The 15,989-nt window shown below is 68.2% G+C and carries 18 protein-coding genes; 7 read left to right on the plus strand and 11 right to left on the minus strand.

The features are described from left to right. Positions 1-10: 10 nt before the first annotated feature. A complete protein-coding gene (locus tag N177_RS21995) occupies positions 11-358 on the plus strand; it encodes an AAA family ATPase (RefSeq protein ID WP_081718406.1) in 348 nt (115 codons plus the stop codon). Here the strand turns inward: N177_RS21995 and N177_RS06740 are convergent. The 4 genes from N177_RS06740 to N177_RS06755 all read right to left on the minus strand — a co-directional run bounded on the left by N177_RS06740 (position 339) and on the right by N177_RS06755 (position 3,226). After that, positions 339-602 (minus strand): PepSY domain-containing protein, encoded by a 264-nt coding sequence (locus tag N177_RS06740; protein WP_023431526.1) that lies wholly within the window; start codon positions 600-602, stop codon positions 339-341. The two genes, N177_RS21995 and N177_RS06740, sit on opposite strands and share 20 nt — an antisense overlap. Before the next feature lie 88 nt (positions 603-690). Continuing rightward, positions 691-1,272 carry a Smr/MutS family protein gene (locus N177_RS06745; RefSeq protein ID WP_023431527.1) on the minus strand — a complete coding sequence of 194 codons (582 nt, stop codon included), beginning with the start codon at positions 1,270-1,272 and terminating at the stop codon, positions 691-693. A gap of 37 nt (positions 1,273-1,309) precedes the next feature. Then, entirely contained in the window at positions 1,310-2,512 is a 1,203-nt protein-coding gene (gene mltA / locus N177_RS06750) for a murein transglycosylase A (protein ID WP_023431528.1), read from the minus strand. 3 nt (positions 2,513-2,515) lie between these two features. Further along, the gene (locus N177_RS06755) at positions 2,516-3,226 is read right to left on the minus strand and encodes a Tim44/TimA family putative adaptor protein (protein ID WP_023431529.1); all 711 of its coding nucleotides are present in this window, start codon (positions 3,224-3,226) and stop codon (positions 2,516-2,518) included. 138 nt (positions 3,227-3,364) lie between these two features. On the opposite strand from N177_RS06755, the gene N177_RS06760 reads away from it, so the two are divergent. Together N177_RS06760 and secB are read left to right on the plus strand one after the other, a co-directional pair. Beyond that, positions 3,365-3,865 carry an FxsA family protein gene (locus N177_RS06760; protein WP_023431530.1) on the plus strand — a complete coding sequence of 167 codons (501 nt, stop codon included), beginning with the start codon at positions 3,365-3,367 and terminating at the stop codon, positions 3,863-3,865. Between the two features lie 100 nt (positions 3,866-3,965). Further along, positions 3,966-4,496 (plus strand): protein-export chaperone SecB, encoded by a 531-nt coding sequence (secB, locus tag N177_RS06765; protein WP_023431531.1) that lies wholly within the window; start codon positions 3,966-3,968, stop codon positions 4,494-4,496. 27 nt (positions 4,497-4,523) lie between these two features. Here secB and dnaQ read toward each other — a convergent pair whose 3' ends face one another. From dnaQ to N177_RS06790, 5 genes are read right to left on the minus strand one after another with little or no spacing between them, the layout of a single operon-like run. Continuing rightward, entirely contained in the window at positions 4,524-5,234 is a 711-nt protein-coding gene (gene dnaQ / locus N177_RS06770; RefSeq protein WP_023431532.1) for a DNA polymerase III subunit epsilon, read from the minus strand. Then, on the minus strand, positions 5,231-5,872 hold the full coding sequence (gene coaE / locus N177_RS06775) for a dephospho-CoA kinase (RefSeq protein ID WP_040485321.1): 642 nt from the start codon (positions 5,870-5,872) through the stop codon (positions 5,231-5,233). Before coaE ends, dnaQ begins: the two co-directional genes overlap by 4 nt. Positions 5,873-5,877: 5 nt before the next feature. Then, positions 5,878-6,717 carry a shikimate dehydrogenase gene (locus N177_RS06780; RefSeq protein WP_023431534.1) on the minus strand — a complete coding sequence of 280 codons (840 nt, stop codon included), beginning with the start codon at positions 6,715-6,717 and terminating at the stop codon, positions 5,878-5,880. Next, positions 6,714-7,322 (minus strand): Maf family protein, encoded by a 609-nt coding sequence (locus N177_RS06785; protein ID WP_425280793.1) that lies wholly within the window; start codon positions 7,320-7,322, stop codon positions 6,714-6,716. Before N177_RS06785 ends, N177_RS06780 begins: the two co-directional genes overlap by 4 nt. Continuing rightward, positions 7,312-8,163 carry a pyruvate, water dikinase regulatory protein gene (locus N177_RS06790; RefSeq protein ID WP_040485250.1) on the minus strand — a complete coding sequence of 284 codons (852 nt, stop codon included), beginning with the start codon at positions 8,161-8,163 and terminating at the stop codon, positions 7,312-7,314. Before N177_RS06790 ends, N177_RS06785 begins: the two co-directional genes overlap by 11 nt. Before the next feature lie 366 nt (positions 8,164-8,529). On the opposite strand from N177_RS06790, the gene hemE reads away from it, so the two are divergent. The 3 genes from hemE to rho all read left to right on the plus strand — a co-directional run bounded on the left by hemE (position 8,530) and on the right by rho (position 11,480). Further along, positions 8,530-9,558 carry a uroporphyrinogen decarboxylase gene (hemE, locus tag N177_RS06795; protein WP_023431537.1) on the plus strand — a complete coding sequence of 343 codons (1,029 nt, stop codon included), beginning with the start codon at positions 8,530-8,532 and terminating at the stop codon, positions 9,556-9,558. Positions 9,559-9,563: 5 nt separating this feature from the next. Beyond that, the gene (gene hemJ, locus N177_RS06800) at positions 9,564-9,995 is read left to right on the plus strand and encodes a protoporphyrinogen oxidase HemJ (RefSeq protein ID WP_040485251.1); all 432 of its coding nucleotides are present in this window, start codon (positions 9,564-9,566) and stop codon (positions 9,993-9,995) included. 219 nt (positions 9,996-10,214) lie between these two features. Next, the gene (rho, locus tag N177_RS06805) at positions 10,215-11,480 is read left to right on the plus strand and encodes a transcription termination factor Rho (protein ID WP_023431539.1); all 1,266 of its coding nucleotides are present in this window, start codon (positions 10,215-10,217) and stop codon (positions 11,478-11,480) included. A gap of 91 nt (positions 11,481-11,571) precedes the next feature. Here the strand turns inward: rho and N177_RS06810 are convergent, their stop codons facing one another. Continuing rightward, entirely contained in the window at positions 11,572-12,939 is a 1,368-nt protein-coding gene (locus N177_RS06810) for a cytochrome P450 (RefSeq protein ID WP_023431540.1), read from the minus strand. Positions 12,940-13,086: 147 nt separating this feature from the next. After that, the gene (locus N177_RS06815) at positions 13,087-15,267 is read right to left on the minus strand and encodes a PBP1A family penicillin-binding protein (protein WP_160170915.1); all 2,181 of its coding nucleotides are present in this window, start codon (positions 15,265-15,267) and stop codon (positions 13,087-13,089) included. A gap of 339 nt (positions 15,268-15,606) precedes the next feature. Between N177_RS06815 and N177_RS06820 the strand changes: the two genes are divergently transcribed. Beyond that, positions 15,607-15,912, plus strand: a complete 306-nt coding sequence (locus N177_RS06820; RefSeq protein WP_023431542.1) for a DUF1236 domain-containing protein — start codon at positions 15,607-15,609, stop codon at positions 15,910-15,912. Positions 15,913-15,989 lie beyond the last annotated feature (77 nt).

The raw sequence follows: 15,989 nt of genomic DNA on the forward strand, positions 1-15,989 counted from the left end.
CGAAGGCCCCGTGGCCTCAGCCTCCGCCAGCCGCCCGGGCGCCGGAAACAGGTTCCTCATCATCTCCGGCTGCTCCGGCGGCGGCAAGTCGACGCTCCTGTCCGCCCTCTCCCGGCGCGGCCACGCGGTGATCGAGGAGCCCGGCCTGCGCATCGTGCGGAAAGAGACCTCCTCGGGCGGTGGCGCACTGCCCTGGAGGACCGGGTGCGCGCCCCGGCGATCGGCGGCACCGTCTTCTTCGATCGTGGCCTGGTCGACATGGCTGAGGCGGGGAGGCCTGTGCGGAACGGCCTCCCCTTCGGGTTCTTGGCCGATCCGCACCGGGGCGGATCCCGGTGTCAGTCCTCTTCCTGCTTGAGGATCTCGAACGTCTCGGGCGCCAGGTGCAGGTCGTATTCCTTGCCGTCCGCACCGACCGCGTCGTCGACCTCCCAGTAGCCGTCGTCGTCGAACTCGATGTCGTCCCAGGAGGTGAAGCCGTGGCCGCGCAGCGCGTCCTCGACGGCGGTTCGCTCCTCGGGCGTCGGGTCGCGATCGGCGAGGGCGGGCGCGGTGGCGAAGGCGGCCGCGACGACACCGATGACGAGGGTCCGGGTATTCATGGTCTTCAGTCTCCGATCGTGAAAGGGACACGAGGCTAACCCCTGGACCTTCCTCCTGTTCCCCACTGCGGCGGGAGGTCGCCCCTCCTCAGCCCTTGCGCCGCCTGATCTGGATGTAGAGCGCCCCCTCACCGCCCTTGCGGTGGACCGGGCTCTCATAGGCGGAGACGAGGTCGCGGAACGGCGGGGTCTCCAGCCAATGAGGGACGCTGCGCCGGAGGATGCCGGCCGGCGCGTCCCACCAGTCGCGCTCCTCGATTGCCTGGGGGCGGCCTTTCCCCGTAACGACGAGGACGACGCGCAGGCCCTGTGCCTGGCTCGAGCGCAGGAAGCCCAGGAGTCGGTCATGCGCCATGCGCTGGGTCAGGCCGTGCAGGTCGATCACGGCCTCGGCCCGGCGCTGGCCACGGTCGAGGCGGCGCTTCGTCTTGCGGTCGAGCGCGGCGGGCCGCGGCTTGGCGAGGGCCTGCGGCGCGGTCGCGGCGGCCGGCGGAACCGGGCGCGCGGGCTTCGAGGGCGTCTCCGGCTGCTCCGCCGGAGGCTCCGGCGCCTGATCGTCGAGCACGGTCTCCGGCCCGGCCCGCGCCTTGAGCGGGCTCACCGTCCTGGCGACCCGCTTCCACAGGGCCAGGTCGTCCGGGTCGAGCTCTTTCTTGCGGCGGCGGACCACGGCTGGCCTTTCCCGTTCCTTCTTCGCGACGTCGTATCTAGAGCGGCAGGAGCGCCACGAAACGGGCGGGTGCCTGGATCTGACCCGCCTCCTCGCCCGCTTCGGGTCCCGTGCCCCAGAAGATGTCGCCGCGCGCCACGCCCCTGATCGCGCTGCCGGTGTCCTGCGCGATCGTCAGCTGCCGAAACCGGCCGAGCGGCCCGAAATCGGCGTCCACGAAGATCGGCAGGCCGTAGTCGTAGAGCGTGTCGTCGACGGCGATCGATCGTTTCGCCGTCAGTGGCACGCCCTCCGCGCCCACCGGGCCGAGTTCGTCGGAGAGCCCCTCCACCTCGCGGAAGAATATGAAGGAGCGGTTCACCGCCATGATCTCCCTTCCCTCTTCCGGATGGGCGAGGAGATAGCCGCGAAGGCCCGTCATGCCGAGCCCGCCCGGCGGCTCGATCCCCGCCTCGCGCATGTGCCGCCCGATCGACGTGTAGGGGTGGCCCGTCTTGCCGGCATAGCCGATCCGCATCGTCGATCCGTCCGGCAGTGCGATCCGCGTCGAGCCCTGCACGTGGACGAAGAACGCCTCGACCGGGTTCTCGAGCCAGACGAGGGGCTCCAGCTCGTCCGCCAAGGCACCGGCCTCGATCTCTCCCCGCGTCGGATAGGCCACGATGCGGTCGCCTTCCTCCCGTCCGGCGACGAGGGCGGGATCGAAGTCTTCCGGACGGTTCCCGTCGGTGACGACGACGTGGCCCTGCGGCAGGCGGTAGAGCGGCGTCGTGAAGCGCTCAGTCCGCTCCCGCGAGCCGGGAATGACGGGCTCGTAGTAGCCGGTCAGGAGCCCCGGCGCGCCTTCGTTGCCCGGCGGCTCGAGGGCGAAGGGCGCGAAATTGTGCTCGAAGAACGATCTGGCGGCGTCCCGTTCCGCGTTGGCCGGCACCTCGGCAAGCCGCCGGCAGACCCTGTGGAACGGCGTGCCGTCGCGGGAGGCGCCATCGAGGCACGAGCGGCGAAGGGTTTCGAGCGCAGCCCCGTGATCGTCCTCCTCCCACCCTTCGATTTCGGAGAACGCGAGCGGAGTGAGGCCCACGCCCGTCGTCTTGAGCGGTGCCGGCGGTGGGACGGTCAGGCGGGCGTGCAGGAACAGGGCGGCGGCCACGACGACGGCGAGGCCCAGGAGGGCACCGGCAACCGCCCGCGGCCCGAGCCTCGCCCCGCCCCCGGGCGGTCGACCCGGAGCGGCCGGCATGGGCTAGTCCGCGCTCGAGGTTTCCACGAGCCTCCAGTTCGGATCGCGCGACGAGGTGTCGCGCGCGAAGGTCCAGACATCGACCGTCTCGTCGACGCGCTTCGGGTCGCCTGCGATGATCTCGCCGTCCCTGTCGCGCGTCACCGTCACGAGCTCGGAGACGAAGCGGACGGTCACGAAGGCGTCGCGCCCGCTCACGCCCGCGTCCTTGATCTCCGCCTTGTCTATCCCGACGAAGGACGACGACATCGTCTCGCCGCGGCTCTCGCGGTCGGTGATCGCCCGCTCGAAGTTCTCGTAGACCTCGGGGCTGAGCAGGTTCTTCAGCGTCTTGCGGTCGCCCTCGGCGAAGGCCGTCACGATCATCTCGTAGGCCGCGCCGGCACCCTGCAGGAAGCCCTTCGGGTCGAAGGTGCGGTCAGCGGCGTGGATCGCGTCGAAGCCCTTCGCGAGCGGCGTGCCCGCCGGCGCGAACTCGCCCCAGTCGTGGCGCGCCGCCGCGGCGTCGCGGCTCGCGGGCCGGGTGTCGCCCTGCCGCTGCGGCAGCGTCACGACCTTGTCGTTCGACGCCGGGGCTTCGGACGTGCGGGAATAGGGGTCGAAAGGCGGGCGCTCTTGGCCCGTTCGACGGCCGAGCACGCTGCGCAGCCGCAGGAAAACGACCACCGCCAGGACGAGGAATAGGAGGGTATAGATGTCGAAGAAGCCGTTCATCGGTGCTCGCTGTCGGAATTTTTTTGCTTCGGGAATGCGTGTCCTGGCTCCCGTCCCTACTATGTAAGAACGATCGCCGAACGGTCTAGACCGAAACCCCCGGACGAGCCCCGACATAGCGGACCGGACCCTAACAGAATGCGCCTCATCCCCTTCCTTCTCTTTCTCGTGATCCCGGTCATCGAGATCAGCCTGTTCATTCTCGTCGGCCAGCATATCGGCGTTTGGCCCACGATCGGCATCATTCTGATGACCGCGCTCATCGGCGCGACGCTGGTCCGCCATCAGGGCCTGGCCACCCTCGCCAGGCTGAGGTCCGAAGTCGAACGCAACGAGATGCCGGCGAGGACGCTCGCGGAGGGCGCGGCGATCCTCGTCGCCGGGCTCCTTCTCGTGACGCCCGGCTTCCTGACCGACACGATCGGCTTCAGCCTCCTCGTGCCACCGGTCCGGCGCGGCCTTCTCGACCGGATCGGCAAGGGCATCATGCGCTTCGTGCGGGTGGTCGACGTCGGGGGGACGGCGGCCGGGCCGCGGCGCCAGCCGCCCGGGCAGGGCCCGGTCATCGAGGGCGAGTTCGTCGAGGTCAGCGAGGAGGAGACACGCGAGCGCGACCCGAACTCGCCCTGGCGGGGCTAGCCGCCCCCAGCACGGGCTTCGCAACTTGCCGCTCATGGGCCGCCGTGCTAGCCGTCCTGCACCTACGTACACGGACTATTCTGGCAATCCGGAGAAGATGATGGCCGACCAGGGAACGAACGGCGAGGGCACCGCGGCCGCCGCGCCGCAAGAGGGGCAGCAGCAGGCTGCGCCGTCGATCAACGTCGTCGGGCAGTACATCAAGGATCTCTCCTTCGAGAACCCGCGCGCGCCGAACTCCTTCCAGCGCAGCGAGAAGACGCCGCCCCTCAACGTCACCGTCAATGTCGGCGCGAAGCCGATCAACGAGACCGACGTCGAGGTCGAGCTGAAGATCGACGCGAAGGCCGGAGAGGGCGAGGAAGTGATGTTCGCGGTCGAGCTGCTCTACGGCGGCATCTTCCGGGTGCGCAACGTGCCGCAGCAGCAGCTTCACCCCTTCATCCTGATCGAGTGCCCGCGGCTGCTCTTCCCCTATGCACGGCAGATCATCTCCGAGACGGTCGCGGCAGGCGGCTTTCCGCCGCTGATGCTCGACCCGATCGACTTCGTCTCGCTCTACCGGCAGCGCCAGCAGCAGGCGCAAGCCGCACAGGCTGCGCAGGGCGGCCAGACGCCGGGCCAGGCCTGATCCGACGGCGTTTCGCCGTCACGCCGCCTATGCCGGGAGACCCTGAGGGGCCTCCTGGTACTTCTTCCAGAGGGCGCCCTCGCCGATCGTCTCGACGAAGGCCGCGTGCGCCTTCTCCTCGGCTTCCGAGATGAGGCTCGGAAGCGGCTGCGGTCGCACCTGCGGCCGCCGCGCGACCGACGCCCCCGCATCCGACACCGCCTCGACGAGACCGAGAGCGGTCTGGCGGCCGCCGATCAGCTCGATATAGACCTCGGCCAGAAGCTCGGCATCGAGAAGCGCCCCGTGCAGCGTGCGGCGCGAGTTGTTGATGCCGTAGCGGCGGCAGAGATCGTCGAGATTGGCGGGCGCGCCGGGGTTCTTCTTCTTCGCGAGCATCAGCGTGTCGATCGCCCGCGCCGCCGGCAGGACCGGCCGGCCGCACAGCCCGAACTCGTGGTTCAGGAAGTTCATGTCGAAGACGGCGTTGTGGATGATCAGCGGCGCGTCGCCGATGAAGTCCAGGAACTCCTCGACGAGCTCGGGAAAGCAAGGGTGAGAGGACAGGAACTCCGCCGAGAGCCCGTGCACCGCGAAGGCCTCGGCCGGCATGTCGCGTTCCGGGTTGAAGTACTTGTGGAACGTGCGCCCGCTCGGGACGTGGTTCAGGAGCTCGACGCAGCCGATCTCGACGAGGCGGTGCCCTTGCGTCGGCTCGAGGCCCGTGGTCTCGGTGTCGAGCACGATCTCGCGCTTCATGCCGCAGCTCCGTGTCCGTCGCCCATCTGCCTCGCATAGGCGCTGCCGGGCCGCCCCGCAAGGGCCAGCACCACGTCTTCCACCTGTTTGGCGGTGACGGGAAGCGCGGCGCCCGTGTCGATCACGAAATGCGCCCTTCGCCTCTTCTCGCCGTCACCGATCTGGCGCGACAGGATCTTCATGAACTTCGCCTCGTTCATCTCCGGCCGCGCCAGGACCCGCGCCTTCTGCACCTCGGCCGGCGCCGAGACCACCGCCACCGCGTCGCAGCGCAGATCCGCCCCCGTTTCGAGGAGCAGCGGGATCTCCAGGATCGCCAGCCCGCTGCGCGCCGAGAAGGCCTCGGCGAGGAACGCCGTCTCCGCCCTCTGCACGAGCGGGTGGACGACGGTCTCGAGCCGCCGCATCGCGGTCTCGTCGCCGACCACCTTCGAGGAGAGTATCCTGCGGTCGACAGCGCCGTCGACGACGGCTTCCGGGTGGAGCGCGGCGACCGGAGCCACCGCCGCACCGCCCTCGCCGTAGAGGCGATGCACCTCCGCATCGGCGTCGTGCACGGGAACGCCGAGGTCGCGGAACATCCCGGCGACCGTCGACTTGCCCATGCCGATCGAGCCCGTCAGGCCTAGAACGAACATCGCGCTCATCGAGCCTCGAGGGTCGCGACGACGCGGCGCCTGAGCTCCTGGTCGACCTGCGGCCGCACGCCGAACCAGCGCTCGAAGCCCGGCACCGCCTGGTGCAGCAGCATGCCGAGGCCGTCCACCGTGCGCAGCTCTCGCGCCCGCGCCGTGCGCAGGAGCTCGGTCTCCAGCGGAACATAGACGATATCGCTCACGACCGCCCGCGGCGGCAGCTCCGAGATCGACATCTCGAGCGACGGCTTGCCCTCCATGCCGAGCGACGTCGTGTTCACGAGGAGATCGGCGTCGACGAGGAGGGCCTGGACGTCGCCCCAGCCCGCCACCTCGACCGGACCGGCGACCTGGCTCGCAAGCTCGTTCGCGCGTTCTGCGTTGCGGTTGACGACGCTGATGCGCCGCGCGCCGCGGCCCGAAAGGCCGTGCACGATCGCCCGGGCCGCCCCGCCGGCCCCGAGAACGACGGCATGGGCGAGATCCTCGTCCCATCCCGGCGCGCCCTCGTCGAGACTGGCGAGGAAGCCGTAGCCGTCGGTGTTGCCGCCGACGAGCTCGCCGTCCTCCCGCCAGATCGTGTTGACGGCGCCGAGCGCCTGCGCGGCCTCGTCGAGCCGGTCGACGAGGCTCGCGGCGGTGACCTTGTGGGGCACCGTCACGTTGCAGCCGCGCCACGGCTCCTCGCGCAGCCCCCGCACGAAGGCGGCGAGGTCGTCCTCGGCCACGTCCTCGGCGGTGTAGCTGCCCTGGAGCCCGTGCCTTTCGAGCCAGTGTCCGTGGATGACCGGCGAGCGCGAGTGCCGCGCCGGCCAGCCGATCACGCAGGCCTTGGGTGCCGCCGTCATGCGACGAGCAGGTCGCGGCGCCTGAGCTCGTCCATCAGCGGGATGAGCGGCAGGCCCTGGATGGTGAAGACATCCCCCTCGATGCGGGAGAAGAGCTGCACGCCCGGCCCCTCGATCCGGTAGCAACCGACGCTGCCCAGGACGTCCTCGCCCACTTCGTCGACATAGGCGCGCAGGAACGTGTCGGAGAAGTCACGGACGGTCAGCCAGGCCGTCTCGAGCGTCGACCACACCGTCTCGCCGTCGAGCGCGAGCGCCACAGCGGAATGGAGGGCGTGGGTGCGGGCGCGCAGTTGGCGCAGGGTCATGATGGCGCCCGCCAGGTCCTCCGCCTTGCGGAACAGCGCGCCCTCGAGCTCGAGCGTCTGGTCGGCGCCGATGACGAGGCGGCCCGGCATCGCGGCCGAGACGGACTGGGCCTTGGCCTCTGCGAGTATCGCGGCGACGTCGGCGGGCGGCGGGCGGTCGCCGTCGATCGAGAGCGCGTCGATCACCGCCCCCTCGTCGGTCGCCGGCGGCACGAGGTCGATCGCCACTCCCGCGTCGTTCAGCACCTTGCGCCGCGTCTGGCTGGACGACGCCAGAACGAGACGGTTACGGCTCAAGTCCACCATCGTCGGCAGTCCTCTTTTCCCTGTAGAGCGCCATGATGGCGGCAGCCGTCTCCTCGATCGAACGCCTCGTGACGTCGATCATCGGCCAGCCGTGGCGGGCGCACAGCTTTCTCGTGTAGGCGATTTCCTCGGCCACCGCCGCCTTGTCGACATAGGCGCCGAGGTCGGCGGCACCCATCGTGAGGACGCGGTTCTGGCGGATCTGGACGATCCGCTCGGGGCTGGCGAGCAGGCCGACCACCAAGGGCCCACGCAGCTCCTCGAGCTCGGCCGGCACGGGGATGGACGGGATGAGCGGAACGTTCGCCGCCTTGATGCCCCGGTTGGCGAGGTAGATCGAGGTCGGGGTCTTCGAGGTCCGGCTGATCCCCGTCAGGACCACGTCGGCGTCCTTGAGCCCGTGCAGGTTCTGCCCGTCGTCGTGGACGAGCGTGTAGTTGAGCGCGTCGATGCGACGGAAATAATCGCTGTCGAGCACGTGCTGGCCGCCGACGCGCGGCGTCGATTCCGTGCCGAGATAGGAGCGGAAGATGTTCAGCACGGGCGACAGGACGGAGACGCAGGGAGCGCCGATCGCCTCGCAATGCTGCTCGAGCCTTTCGACGAGCTCCGGGCTCACCAGCGTGTAGAGCACGATGCCGGGCGAGATCTCGATCTCGTTCAGGACACGCTCGAGCTGCTTCGTGGAGCGGATCAGCGGATAGACATGCTCCACCGCGCGCACCGAGACGTATTGCGCGGCCGCCGCCCGGCCCACCGCGATCAGGGTCTCGCCCGTCGAATCCGAGATGAGATGGAGGTGAACGTAGCTTTTCACACGGTCGCGCGTCATCTGTGGACGGATGTGGAAGGAATGGACCGCCAGCTGCCCCGGCTCGCATTCATGCGCCCATCTAGCCCGTCATGCACAGGGGCTTCAACAGATTGCCTCTCGGGGGACGTCCAGATCCACAAATGCGAGTCATTTGAATCGATTAGCCAGCCTTCCGAGCAGGCGCGGCAGCGCCGATCGTTAACGCATCCTTAACGATTCCGGCACCCGGGAGGGGCGTTGCCCTGCCGCATCCCGGGCCGGGAAAGCCACGGGAGAAGCGCGGGACGACGTTGTGGAGAAAGCGGAATCCCGGTAGTTCGCCCCCTAAGAGAGTCAGAGTCGAAGACAAGATAGATTCTCTCTTTGGAGGCGGGGTGTGGATTGATGGCCGAGCGAAAGATGCTGACGGTGCTGGGCGGGCAGACATGCGACGTGCCTCCCATCTGGCTCATGCGGCAGGCAGGCAGATACCTGCCGGAGTATCGCGAGATCCGTGCCCGCTACCCGTCCTTCCTCGACCTATGCTACGCCCCGGAGTCGGCTTGCGAGATAACGCTCCAGCCGATCCGGCGGTTCGACTTCGACGCCGCGATCCTCTTCTCCGACATCCTCGTCGTGCCCGACGCCCTCGGTCAGGACGTGAGGTTCGAGGTCGGCGAGGGACCGAGGCTTCAGCCGATCACCACCGAGGCACATCTCAGCACCCTCGATCTTAACGGGGCGTTAAGGCGCCTCAGCCCGGTGCTGGAGACCGTCGAGCGGGTTCGGGCGGCCCTCGCCCCCGAGAAGACCCTTCTGGGCTTCTGCGGGGCTCCCTGGACCGTTGCGACCTATATGATCGCCGGCCATGCAACGCCCGACCAGGCGCCGGCCAGGATGCTCGCCTACGAGAACCCTGGCTTCCTCGAGCGGCTCCTCGACATGCTCGTCGAGGCCTCCGCGCAATATCTCGTCGCCCAGCTGAAGGCGGGCGCGGATGCCGTTCAGATCTTCGAGAGCTGGGCCGGTCCGCTGCCGGAGCGCGAGTTCCATCGCTGGGTGATCGAACCGACCCGCGCGCTCGTGCGCCGGGTCCGGGCGGAGGTGCCGGGCGCCAGGATCATCGGCTTTCCCCGCGCCGCGGGCCTGAGGCTCGAGCCGTATCTCGACGGTGTGGCCCCCGACATGGTGGCGCTCGACTGGACGGTGCCTCTCGAATATGCGCAGCGCATCCAGTCGCGCATCCCGATCCAGGGCACGCTCGATCCGCTGGCGCTGCTCGTCGGCGGCGAGGCACTCGATGCGGAGGTCCGTCGCATCCTCGGCGTGCTCGGCGGCGGCCCCTTCGTCTTCAATCTCGGCCACGGCATCATCAAGGAGACGCCGATCCCGCATGTCGAGCGGCTGGTCGCGCTCGTGCGCGGAGAGGCGTGAAGGCAATGGACCTCTATCCCTGGATCAAGACGGCCCACATCCTGTCGCTCATCGCCTGGATGGCGGCGCTGTTCTACCTGCCCCGGCTCTACGTCTATCATGCCGACGCATTGCAAGGCGGCGAGGCGTCGGAGACCTTCAAGGTGATGGAGCGGCGGCTGCTCCGGGCGATCGCCAACCCGGCGATGATCGCGACCTGGATCTTCGGACTCTGGCTCGCCGTCGCCTATGTCGGCTTCGCCGGCAATGGCTGGCTGCACGCCAAGATCTTCCTCGTCGTCCTGCTGACCGGCTACCACATGATGCTCGCCCGCTGGCGGCGCGGCTTCGCCGGCGACGCGAACGAGAGGAGCGCGCGCTTCTACCGCATCATGAACGAGGTGCCGACGCTCCTCCTGATTGCCATCGTCATCCTCGTCGTCGTGAAGCCGTTCTGAGCGTCTCCGCGCTTTTACGGGCTTGTCTCGCCACGGCGAGGCGTCTATATCTGTCTTGCCTACCTTCCGTGGTGGCAGGCTAGAACGCGCCTGCGTCCGCTCCCGACCCGCGAGTTTGAAACGATATCCTCGACGCGTATGAGCGAGGAGCGGGCTCGTCACAGCACCATCTTCCCCGATATCCGACAATCGCCAGACAGGGCACGTGAGGAATTCCCGATGAGGGAAATCAAACTCCAGGAACTCAAGGCCAAGAGCCCGGCCGATCTTCTCGCCTTCGCCGAAGAGCAGGAAGTCGAGAACGCGAACTCGCTCCGCAAGCAGGAGTTGATGTTCGCGATACTGAAGCAACTCGCGGCGCGCGACATCGACATCGTCGGCGAAGGCGTCGTTGAGATCCTTCAGGACGGGTTCGGCTTCCTGCGCTCGCCGGATGCGAACTACCTGCCGGGCCCGGACGACATCTATATCAGCCCGAGCCAGATCCGCCGCTTCTCCCTGCGCACCGGCGACACGGTCGAGGGGCACATCCGCAGCCCGAAGGAGGGCGAGCGGTACTTCGCGCTCCTGAAGGTCGGCCTCATCAACTTCGAGGAGCCGGAGAGCGCCCGGCACAAGATCCACTTCGACAACCTGACGCCGCTCTACCCCGACGAGCGACTTCACATGGAGCTGCAGGCCCCGACGGGCCGCGACATGTCGCACCGGGTGCTCGATCTCGTCGCGCCGCTCGGCAAGGGCCAGCGCGGGCTGATCGTCGCGCCGCCGCGGACCGGCAAGACGGTGCTCCTGCAGAACATCGCCCACTCCATCACCTCGAACCACCCCGAGTGCTACCTGATCGTCCTCCTGATCGACGAGCGCCCGGAAGAGGTGACCGACATGCAGCGCTCGGTGAACGGCGAGGTCGTGTCCTCGACGTTCGACGAGCCGGCGGCCCGCCACGTGGCGGTGGCGGAGATGGTGATCGAGAAGGCCAAGCGCCTGGTCGAGCACGGCCGCGACGTCGTCATCCTGCTCGATTCGATCACCCGCCTCGGCCGCGCCTACAACACCGTCGTGCCGTCCTCGGGCAAGGTGCTGACCGGCGGTGTCGACGCGAACGCCCTGCAGCGGCCGAAGCGCTTCTTCGGCGCGGCGCGCAACATCGAGGAGGGCGGCTCGCTCACGATCATCGCCACGGCGTTGATCGACACCGGCAGCCGCATGGACGAGGTCATCTTCGAGGAGTTCAAGGGCACCGGCAACTCCGAGATCATTCTCGACCGCAAGGTCTCCGACAAGCGCATCTTCCCCGCCCTCGACGTCACCCGCTCCGGTACCCGCAAAGAGGAGCTCCTGGTGTCGGGCCCGCAGCTCAAGAAGATGTACGTCCTCCGCCGCATCCTGAACCCGATGGGCACCGTCGACGCGATGGAGTTCCTCCTCGACAAGATGCGCCAGACGAAGAACAACGACGAGTTCTTCGACTCGATGAACACGTGATCGGGGCGGGCTGAAACCGTCGCCGTTCTCTCAGATGTCCGGAAAGGGTCCGCTCGCGGGCCCTTTTCTTTTGGATCGAGGCCTGGCGGCGTCACCCGGTGGCGTCACGCGGGCTTGCGGTCTCGCGCAGCCGGAAGCGCAGGGCGAAGTTGTCGAGCGTGCCGGGCAGGGGATGGTCTGGGTGGAGCGTGTCCGGCTGGACGAGCTCGAATCCGGACGCACTCAACAGTTCCGCCAGCATGAGGCTGCCCACGGTCGGCACGAGGTTGCGCGCGGGGCAGATCGCGGGGCCGCCGCTGAACGGTATCAGCGGCCAATCTCCCTGCCTTTGCGGATTAAGCCAGATGTCGGGCTCGAACCGGTGCGCGAAGGGCAGGTTCTCGTCGTCGCGATGGAAGAACGGCGCGTAGATGAAGACGCCCGTGCCGGCGGGCATCGTGCCGGCGTCCCACTGCGTGTCCCGCGTCGTCTGGCGCAGCACGGCCGGCGTTGTCGGCCAGAGGCGCAGCGATTCGAGGATCGTGGCGCGCAGGAATGGGAGGTCCAGCTTCTCCGTCGCTGCCCGGTCCGCGGCCTCGTCGCGGGCGCGGGCCTCGGCGGCCCGGTGGCTCGCGAGAAGGACCAGCGCCCTCGCGGTCGCCATTCCCGCCGGGCCGAAGGCGAAGAGCCATTGCGCGACCTGGTGGGATGGCGCTGTTTCAGGTTCCTGCGGCGTCCGGGCGATGGTCTCCGCGAGGCTGCCGCTCTCCGCCCGGTCGAGATGATCCTGCACGCGCTGATGAAAGCGCGCGCGCATCGTCCTGTCCTTGGGGGCCAGAAACGCCCAGTTGGCGCGCGAGCGGAGCGACGTCATCATGTCGGACAGGGCGGTGTCGTCGGCTGCTCCATCGCCGAAGATCACGCGTCTCACGATGCGGCCCCAGGAAGCCACGAAATCGTCCCAGCCGAGCTCTCCGGCCGGCGCGACATTCGCCATGAGCCTCTCGGCCTCCTCGGCTACGATCCTCGCGAAATGTCCTGTCTGCCGGTGCACCGGCCGTTCCGCTTCCAAAGCGCGCTCGTTGAACTGCCGGCGCTCAGCCCTCTTCGCGCCTTGGGAGACGAGGGCGTTCTTCGGCTCGAAATGCGACAGGGCGGCCCGCTTTTCGCTCGAGGCGGTGGCGAAGGGCTCCGGCGACTCGTCGAGCACCCGGCGGACATGCTCCGTGCCGAGCACGATCGCCTGGTTCCTGACCGGAAGCCTCAGCAGAAGCGGACCGTCGCCATACTTGCGTCGCAGCGCCTGCATCTGCCTGACCGCCCGCTCGTCGAGGCGTGCGCGCTCCGCCAGCGCGACCGCTCCCGGCCGGCGGACGATGAGGCCCTTAGACCAGGTGGGCAGGGCCACCTGCGTGGCGAAGGCCACGCTGTCGGCGATGCTCGCCTGGGGCAGTGAAGCTGCCTTGTTCCGCTTGGCCATGTGCTGCTCCTGTTCCACACCGCCATTGCGGGGGCCGCTATGTCCGGGGAATGCCGGGCACGGCGGGTAGGCCACCTAGACGCGGTGGCCTTCGCGACGGTTCCGCAGACGCGGCGGCGGGGGCGTCGGCGCCCTTTGGAACCCGATCTACCGCTCGCAGAGCTTGCGGGGTCCCCGGTAGGGCTGGAAGGTGCAGTCGGCCGCGCGGAACGAGCGATAGGCACGGGAGCAGGCGCGAATATTGCAGGTCGGCCCGTCCGTCCGTGCCGCCGGCCGCGCGGCGAAGCCCGCGCGCGCGGGCACTTCCTCCAGGGACACCGTCACCTCTCCCTCTTTCGCGGGCGGGCCGTCGTCGCGCGGCATCGGCTGGCTTTCGAGGTCGCGCAAGACTGTGTCGGCACCCGTCATGAAGCGCCGCCAGATCTCAGCCGGCAGCGTCCCGCCGGTCACGCCGTTCATGGGGGAATTGTCGTCGTTGCCCAGCCACACGCCGGCGACGAGCTGTCCGTTGAAGCCGATGAACCATGCGTCCCGGTACTCCTGGGTGGTTCCAGTCTTGCCAGCGGCCGGCTCGCTCAGGCGCGCCGCCTGCCCCGTTCCTTCCTCCACGGCGAGCATGAGCAGTTGCGTGAGTGGTCGCTGAAGCGCGCCGAGGGGCTCGGAATCCGCCTGGGTGCCGATCCCGAAATACTGTCCGTCCTGCATGCTGAACCCTGCCAGCCCGTGGGCCTCGATCGGCGCTTTCCCGGCGCGGATGGCCGCATAGGCCTCCGTCATGTCGAGAAGCGTAACCTCCGAGGCGCCCAGCGCGAGGCTGGGCGTGGCGGTGAGGTCGGATTCGATGCCGAGCTCGCGCGCGGCCTCGATCACGGCGTCCAGCCCGACATCCATGGCGACATTGACCGCCGCTGCGTTGAGAGATTTCGCGAAGGCTTCGGCGACGGTGACCCTCCCCGAATAGCGCTCGCCGAAGTTGTTCGGGACGTAGCCGTCGTAGTCCACCGGCGCATCCTCGATGACGCTGGCCGGCGCCAGTCCCGCCTTCAGCGCGGCGAGATACACGAAGAGCTTGAACGTGGAGCCGGGTTGGCGCCGTGCCTGTACAGCCCGGTTGAACTTGCTTCCGGCATAGTCTCGGCCGCCGACCATGGCGACGACGGCGCCGTCCGGACGCATCGCCACGAGTGCCGCCTCCGTCGCTTGGGTCTCGGCCCCGAACTCGTCGAGCACCGCGTTCACGGCATCTTCCGCGACCGCCTGCAGCCGTAGATCGAGTGTCGTGCGTACCGTCACGGGTCCCCTGAAAGTACCGGCGACCTCGCGTGCGGGAACGATCGCCCAATCGGCAAACCAGTTCCCGCCGCCAGTGGAGGGGACGGCCGGCTGGAGCCGCTCGATCTTCGCCACGGCTTCTTCAGCTTCTTCCGGCCTAAGGTGCCCCTCTTTCGCCATGACGGCGATGACGGTCTTCGCGCGCTCCTGCGCCGCCTCGAGGTTTACCAGCGGGTTGAGGCGGGCCGGCGCACGAATGATGCCGGCGAGCATGGCGCTCTCATCGACCCCGAGATCTGCGACCTCCTTGTCGAAGTAGCGCCTCGCTGCGGCGGGCAGACCGTGTGCGCCGGAGCCCATGTAAATTTCGTTGAGGTAGCGCTCCAGGATTTGTGGCTTGCCCATCCGCTTCTCGGCAAGGAAGGCGAGAACGGCTTCCTGCACTTTGCGCCGGAATCTCCGTTCCGGCTCGAGGTGGCGAATCTTGACGAGTTGCTGGGTGATCGTGCTGCCGCCCTCGACCACGCGCCCGGCCCACAGATTGTTAACCGCCGCCCGGGCGATGCCCCGCCAATCGATCCCGAGATGCTCCCAGAACCTCCTGTCCTCGATGGTCAGCACGGCCTGGATCGTGTGCTGTGGAAAGGTTTCGAGAGGGGCATCCGGTGCCCTGAAGGCGCCGTCGCGCAGCAGGAGTTCGCCGTCGGATGCTTCGAGCACAACCACGGGAGAGGCGCCCGTACCCGTCAGAGCCTCGTAGGAAAGATCGTGCAGCGCCCAATAGGCCGATCCTGCCAACGCCGCCGCGGCGGCGATCAGGACGGCAGCCGGGCCGTAGACCCAATATGCTCGGGAGCGGGTCTGGCCTTGGGCAGGTGATGTGCGGGGATCCGCCGACCGCCGGTCGATGTTTCTGGAGCTCCACTGCAAAGGTCGCGGAAGCCTGAGCTGCAACGGCCGCGTCGATTTGGGAATTGAATCCAGAATAGATTCAAGACACGCTTTTCCTCGACCTAACAAGTACATGATATCGCGGCCAGTGGATGCGAAGAACATCTTGAGAGCCCGCGCAGTGTGGCTTCTGTGTCTTCGCATGCCGACCGTGTCTACGGGTTCCGAGCGATTGCCGTGTCCCTCGGGGGCAGCCATGGTGGTGGGTATCTCCGGCCGTGTTGTCGCGATCCGCCGCAGTTGTGGATGCCGGAGGGAACGGGTCCGACGGGAGAAAGATCCAGCGGCTGGTCGCGTTCTTCCGCCGCGATCTTCTTTGGGGGCGACGCCGGAGTCGGATGGGGAGACCGGCGGCATTTGCGGCGAGTCAGGAACCGCATCTTCCAGCGGGGCGTTCTCCGACGCGGGCGGAGGGCTCAAACCATTGTACTGGAGATCCCCGACATGAAGATGCATGTCCTCGCCGTTGCTGGCGCTCTTGCGATCGGTGCTCCCGCACTGGCTCAGACCGTCGTGATCCAACCCGAGCAGGAGACGGTCATCCGCGAGTATGTCACGACGCATCAGGTCCAGCCGATCGAACCGCCAGCCGATGTGCAGATCGAGGTGGGCGCGACGCTGCCGGACACGGTGGAAGTGTATCCGGTCGAAGCTCAGGATCTCGACAGGGACTACAGCTACGTGGTGGTCGGTCAGCGCACGGTGCTGGTCGAGCCCGAGACGCGCCGGGTCATTCACATCATCGAGTGACTGCTGGTGATCGCCAGCCTCGTGCGGTGAGGCCGGGGCTGGCGGTTTCCATCCAGCGAGTCAGCTCTGGTCGTTGA

Source organism: Lutibaculum baratangense AMV1 (assembly GCF_000496075.1).
GTDB lineage: Bacteria > Pseudomonadota > Alphaproteobacteria > Rhizobiales > Tepidamorphaceae > Lutibaculum > Lutibaculum baratangense.

Coding starts and splice junctions, on each gene's coding strand:
- N177_RS06740 (WP_023431526.1), bottom strand. CDS start 602: ATGAATACCCGGACCCTCGTCATCGGTGTCGTCGCGGCCGCCTTCGCC.
- mltA (WP_023431528.1), bottom strand. CDS start 2,512: ATGCCGGCCGCTCCGGGTCGACCGCCCGGGGGCGGGGCGAGGCTCGGG.
- N177_RS06755 (WP_023431529.1), bottom strand. CDS start 3,226: ATGAACGGCTTCTTCGACATCTATACCCTCCTATTCCTCGTCCTGGCG.
- N177_RS06760 (WP_023431530.1), top strand. CDS start 3,365: ATGCGCCTCATCCCCTTCCTTCTCTTTCTCGTGATCCCGGTCATCGAG.
- secB (WP_023431531.1), top strand. CDS start 3,966: ATGGCCGACCAGGGAACGAACGGCGAGGGCACCGCGGCCGCCGCGCCG.
- dnaQ (WP_023431532.1), bottom strand. CDS start 5,234: ATGAAGCGCGAGATCGTGCTCGACACCGAGACCACGGGCCTCGAGCCG.
- coaE (WP_040485321.1), bottom strand. CDS start 5,872: ATGTTCGTTCTAGGCCTGACGGGCTCGATCGGCATGGGCAAGTCGACG.
- N177_RS06780 (WP_023431534.1), bottom strand. CDS start 6,717: ATGACGGCGGCACCCAAGGCCTGCGTGATCGGCTGGCCGGCGCGGCAC.
- N177_RS06790 (WP_040485250.1), bottom strand. CDS start 8,163: ATGACGCGCGACCGTGTGAAAAGCTACGTTCACCTCCATCTCATCTCG.
- hemE (WP_023431537.1), top strand. CDS start 8,530: ATGGCCGAGCGAAAGATGCTGACGGTGCTGGGCGGGCAGACATGCGAC.
- hemJ (WP_040485251.1), top strand. CDS start 9,564: ATGGACCTCTATCCCTGGATCAAGACGGCCCACATCCTGTCGCTCATC.
- rho (WP_023431539.1), top strand. CDS start 10,215: ATGAGGGAAATCAAACTCCAGGAACTCAAGGCCAAGAGCCCGGCCGAT.
- N177_RS06810 (WP_023431540.1), bottom strand. CDS start 12,939: ATGGCCAAGCGGAACAAGGCAGCTTCACTGCCCCAGGCGAGCATCGCC.
- N177_RS06815 (WP_160170915.1), bottom strand. CDS start 15,267: ATGTTCTTCGCATCCACTGGCCGCGATATCATGTACTTGTTAGGTCGA.
- N177_RS06820 (WP_023431542.1), top strand. CDS start 15,607: ATGAAGATGCATGTCCTCGCCGTTGCTGGCGCTCTTGCGATCGGTGCT.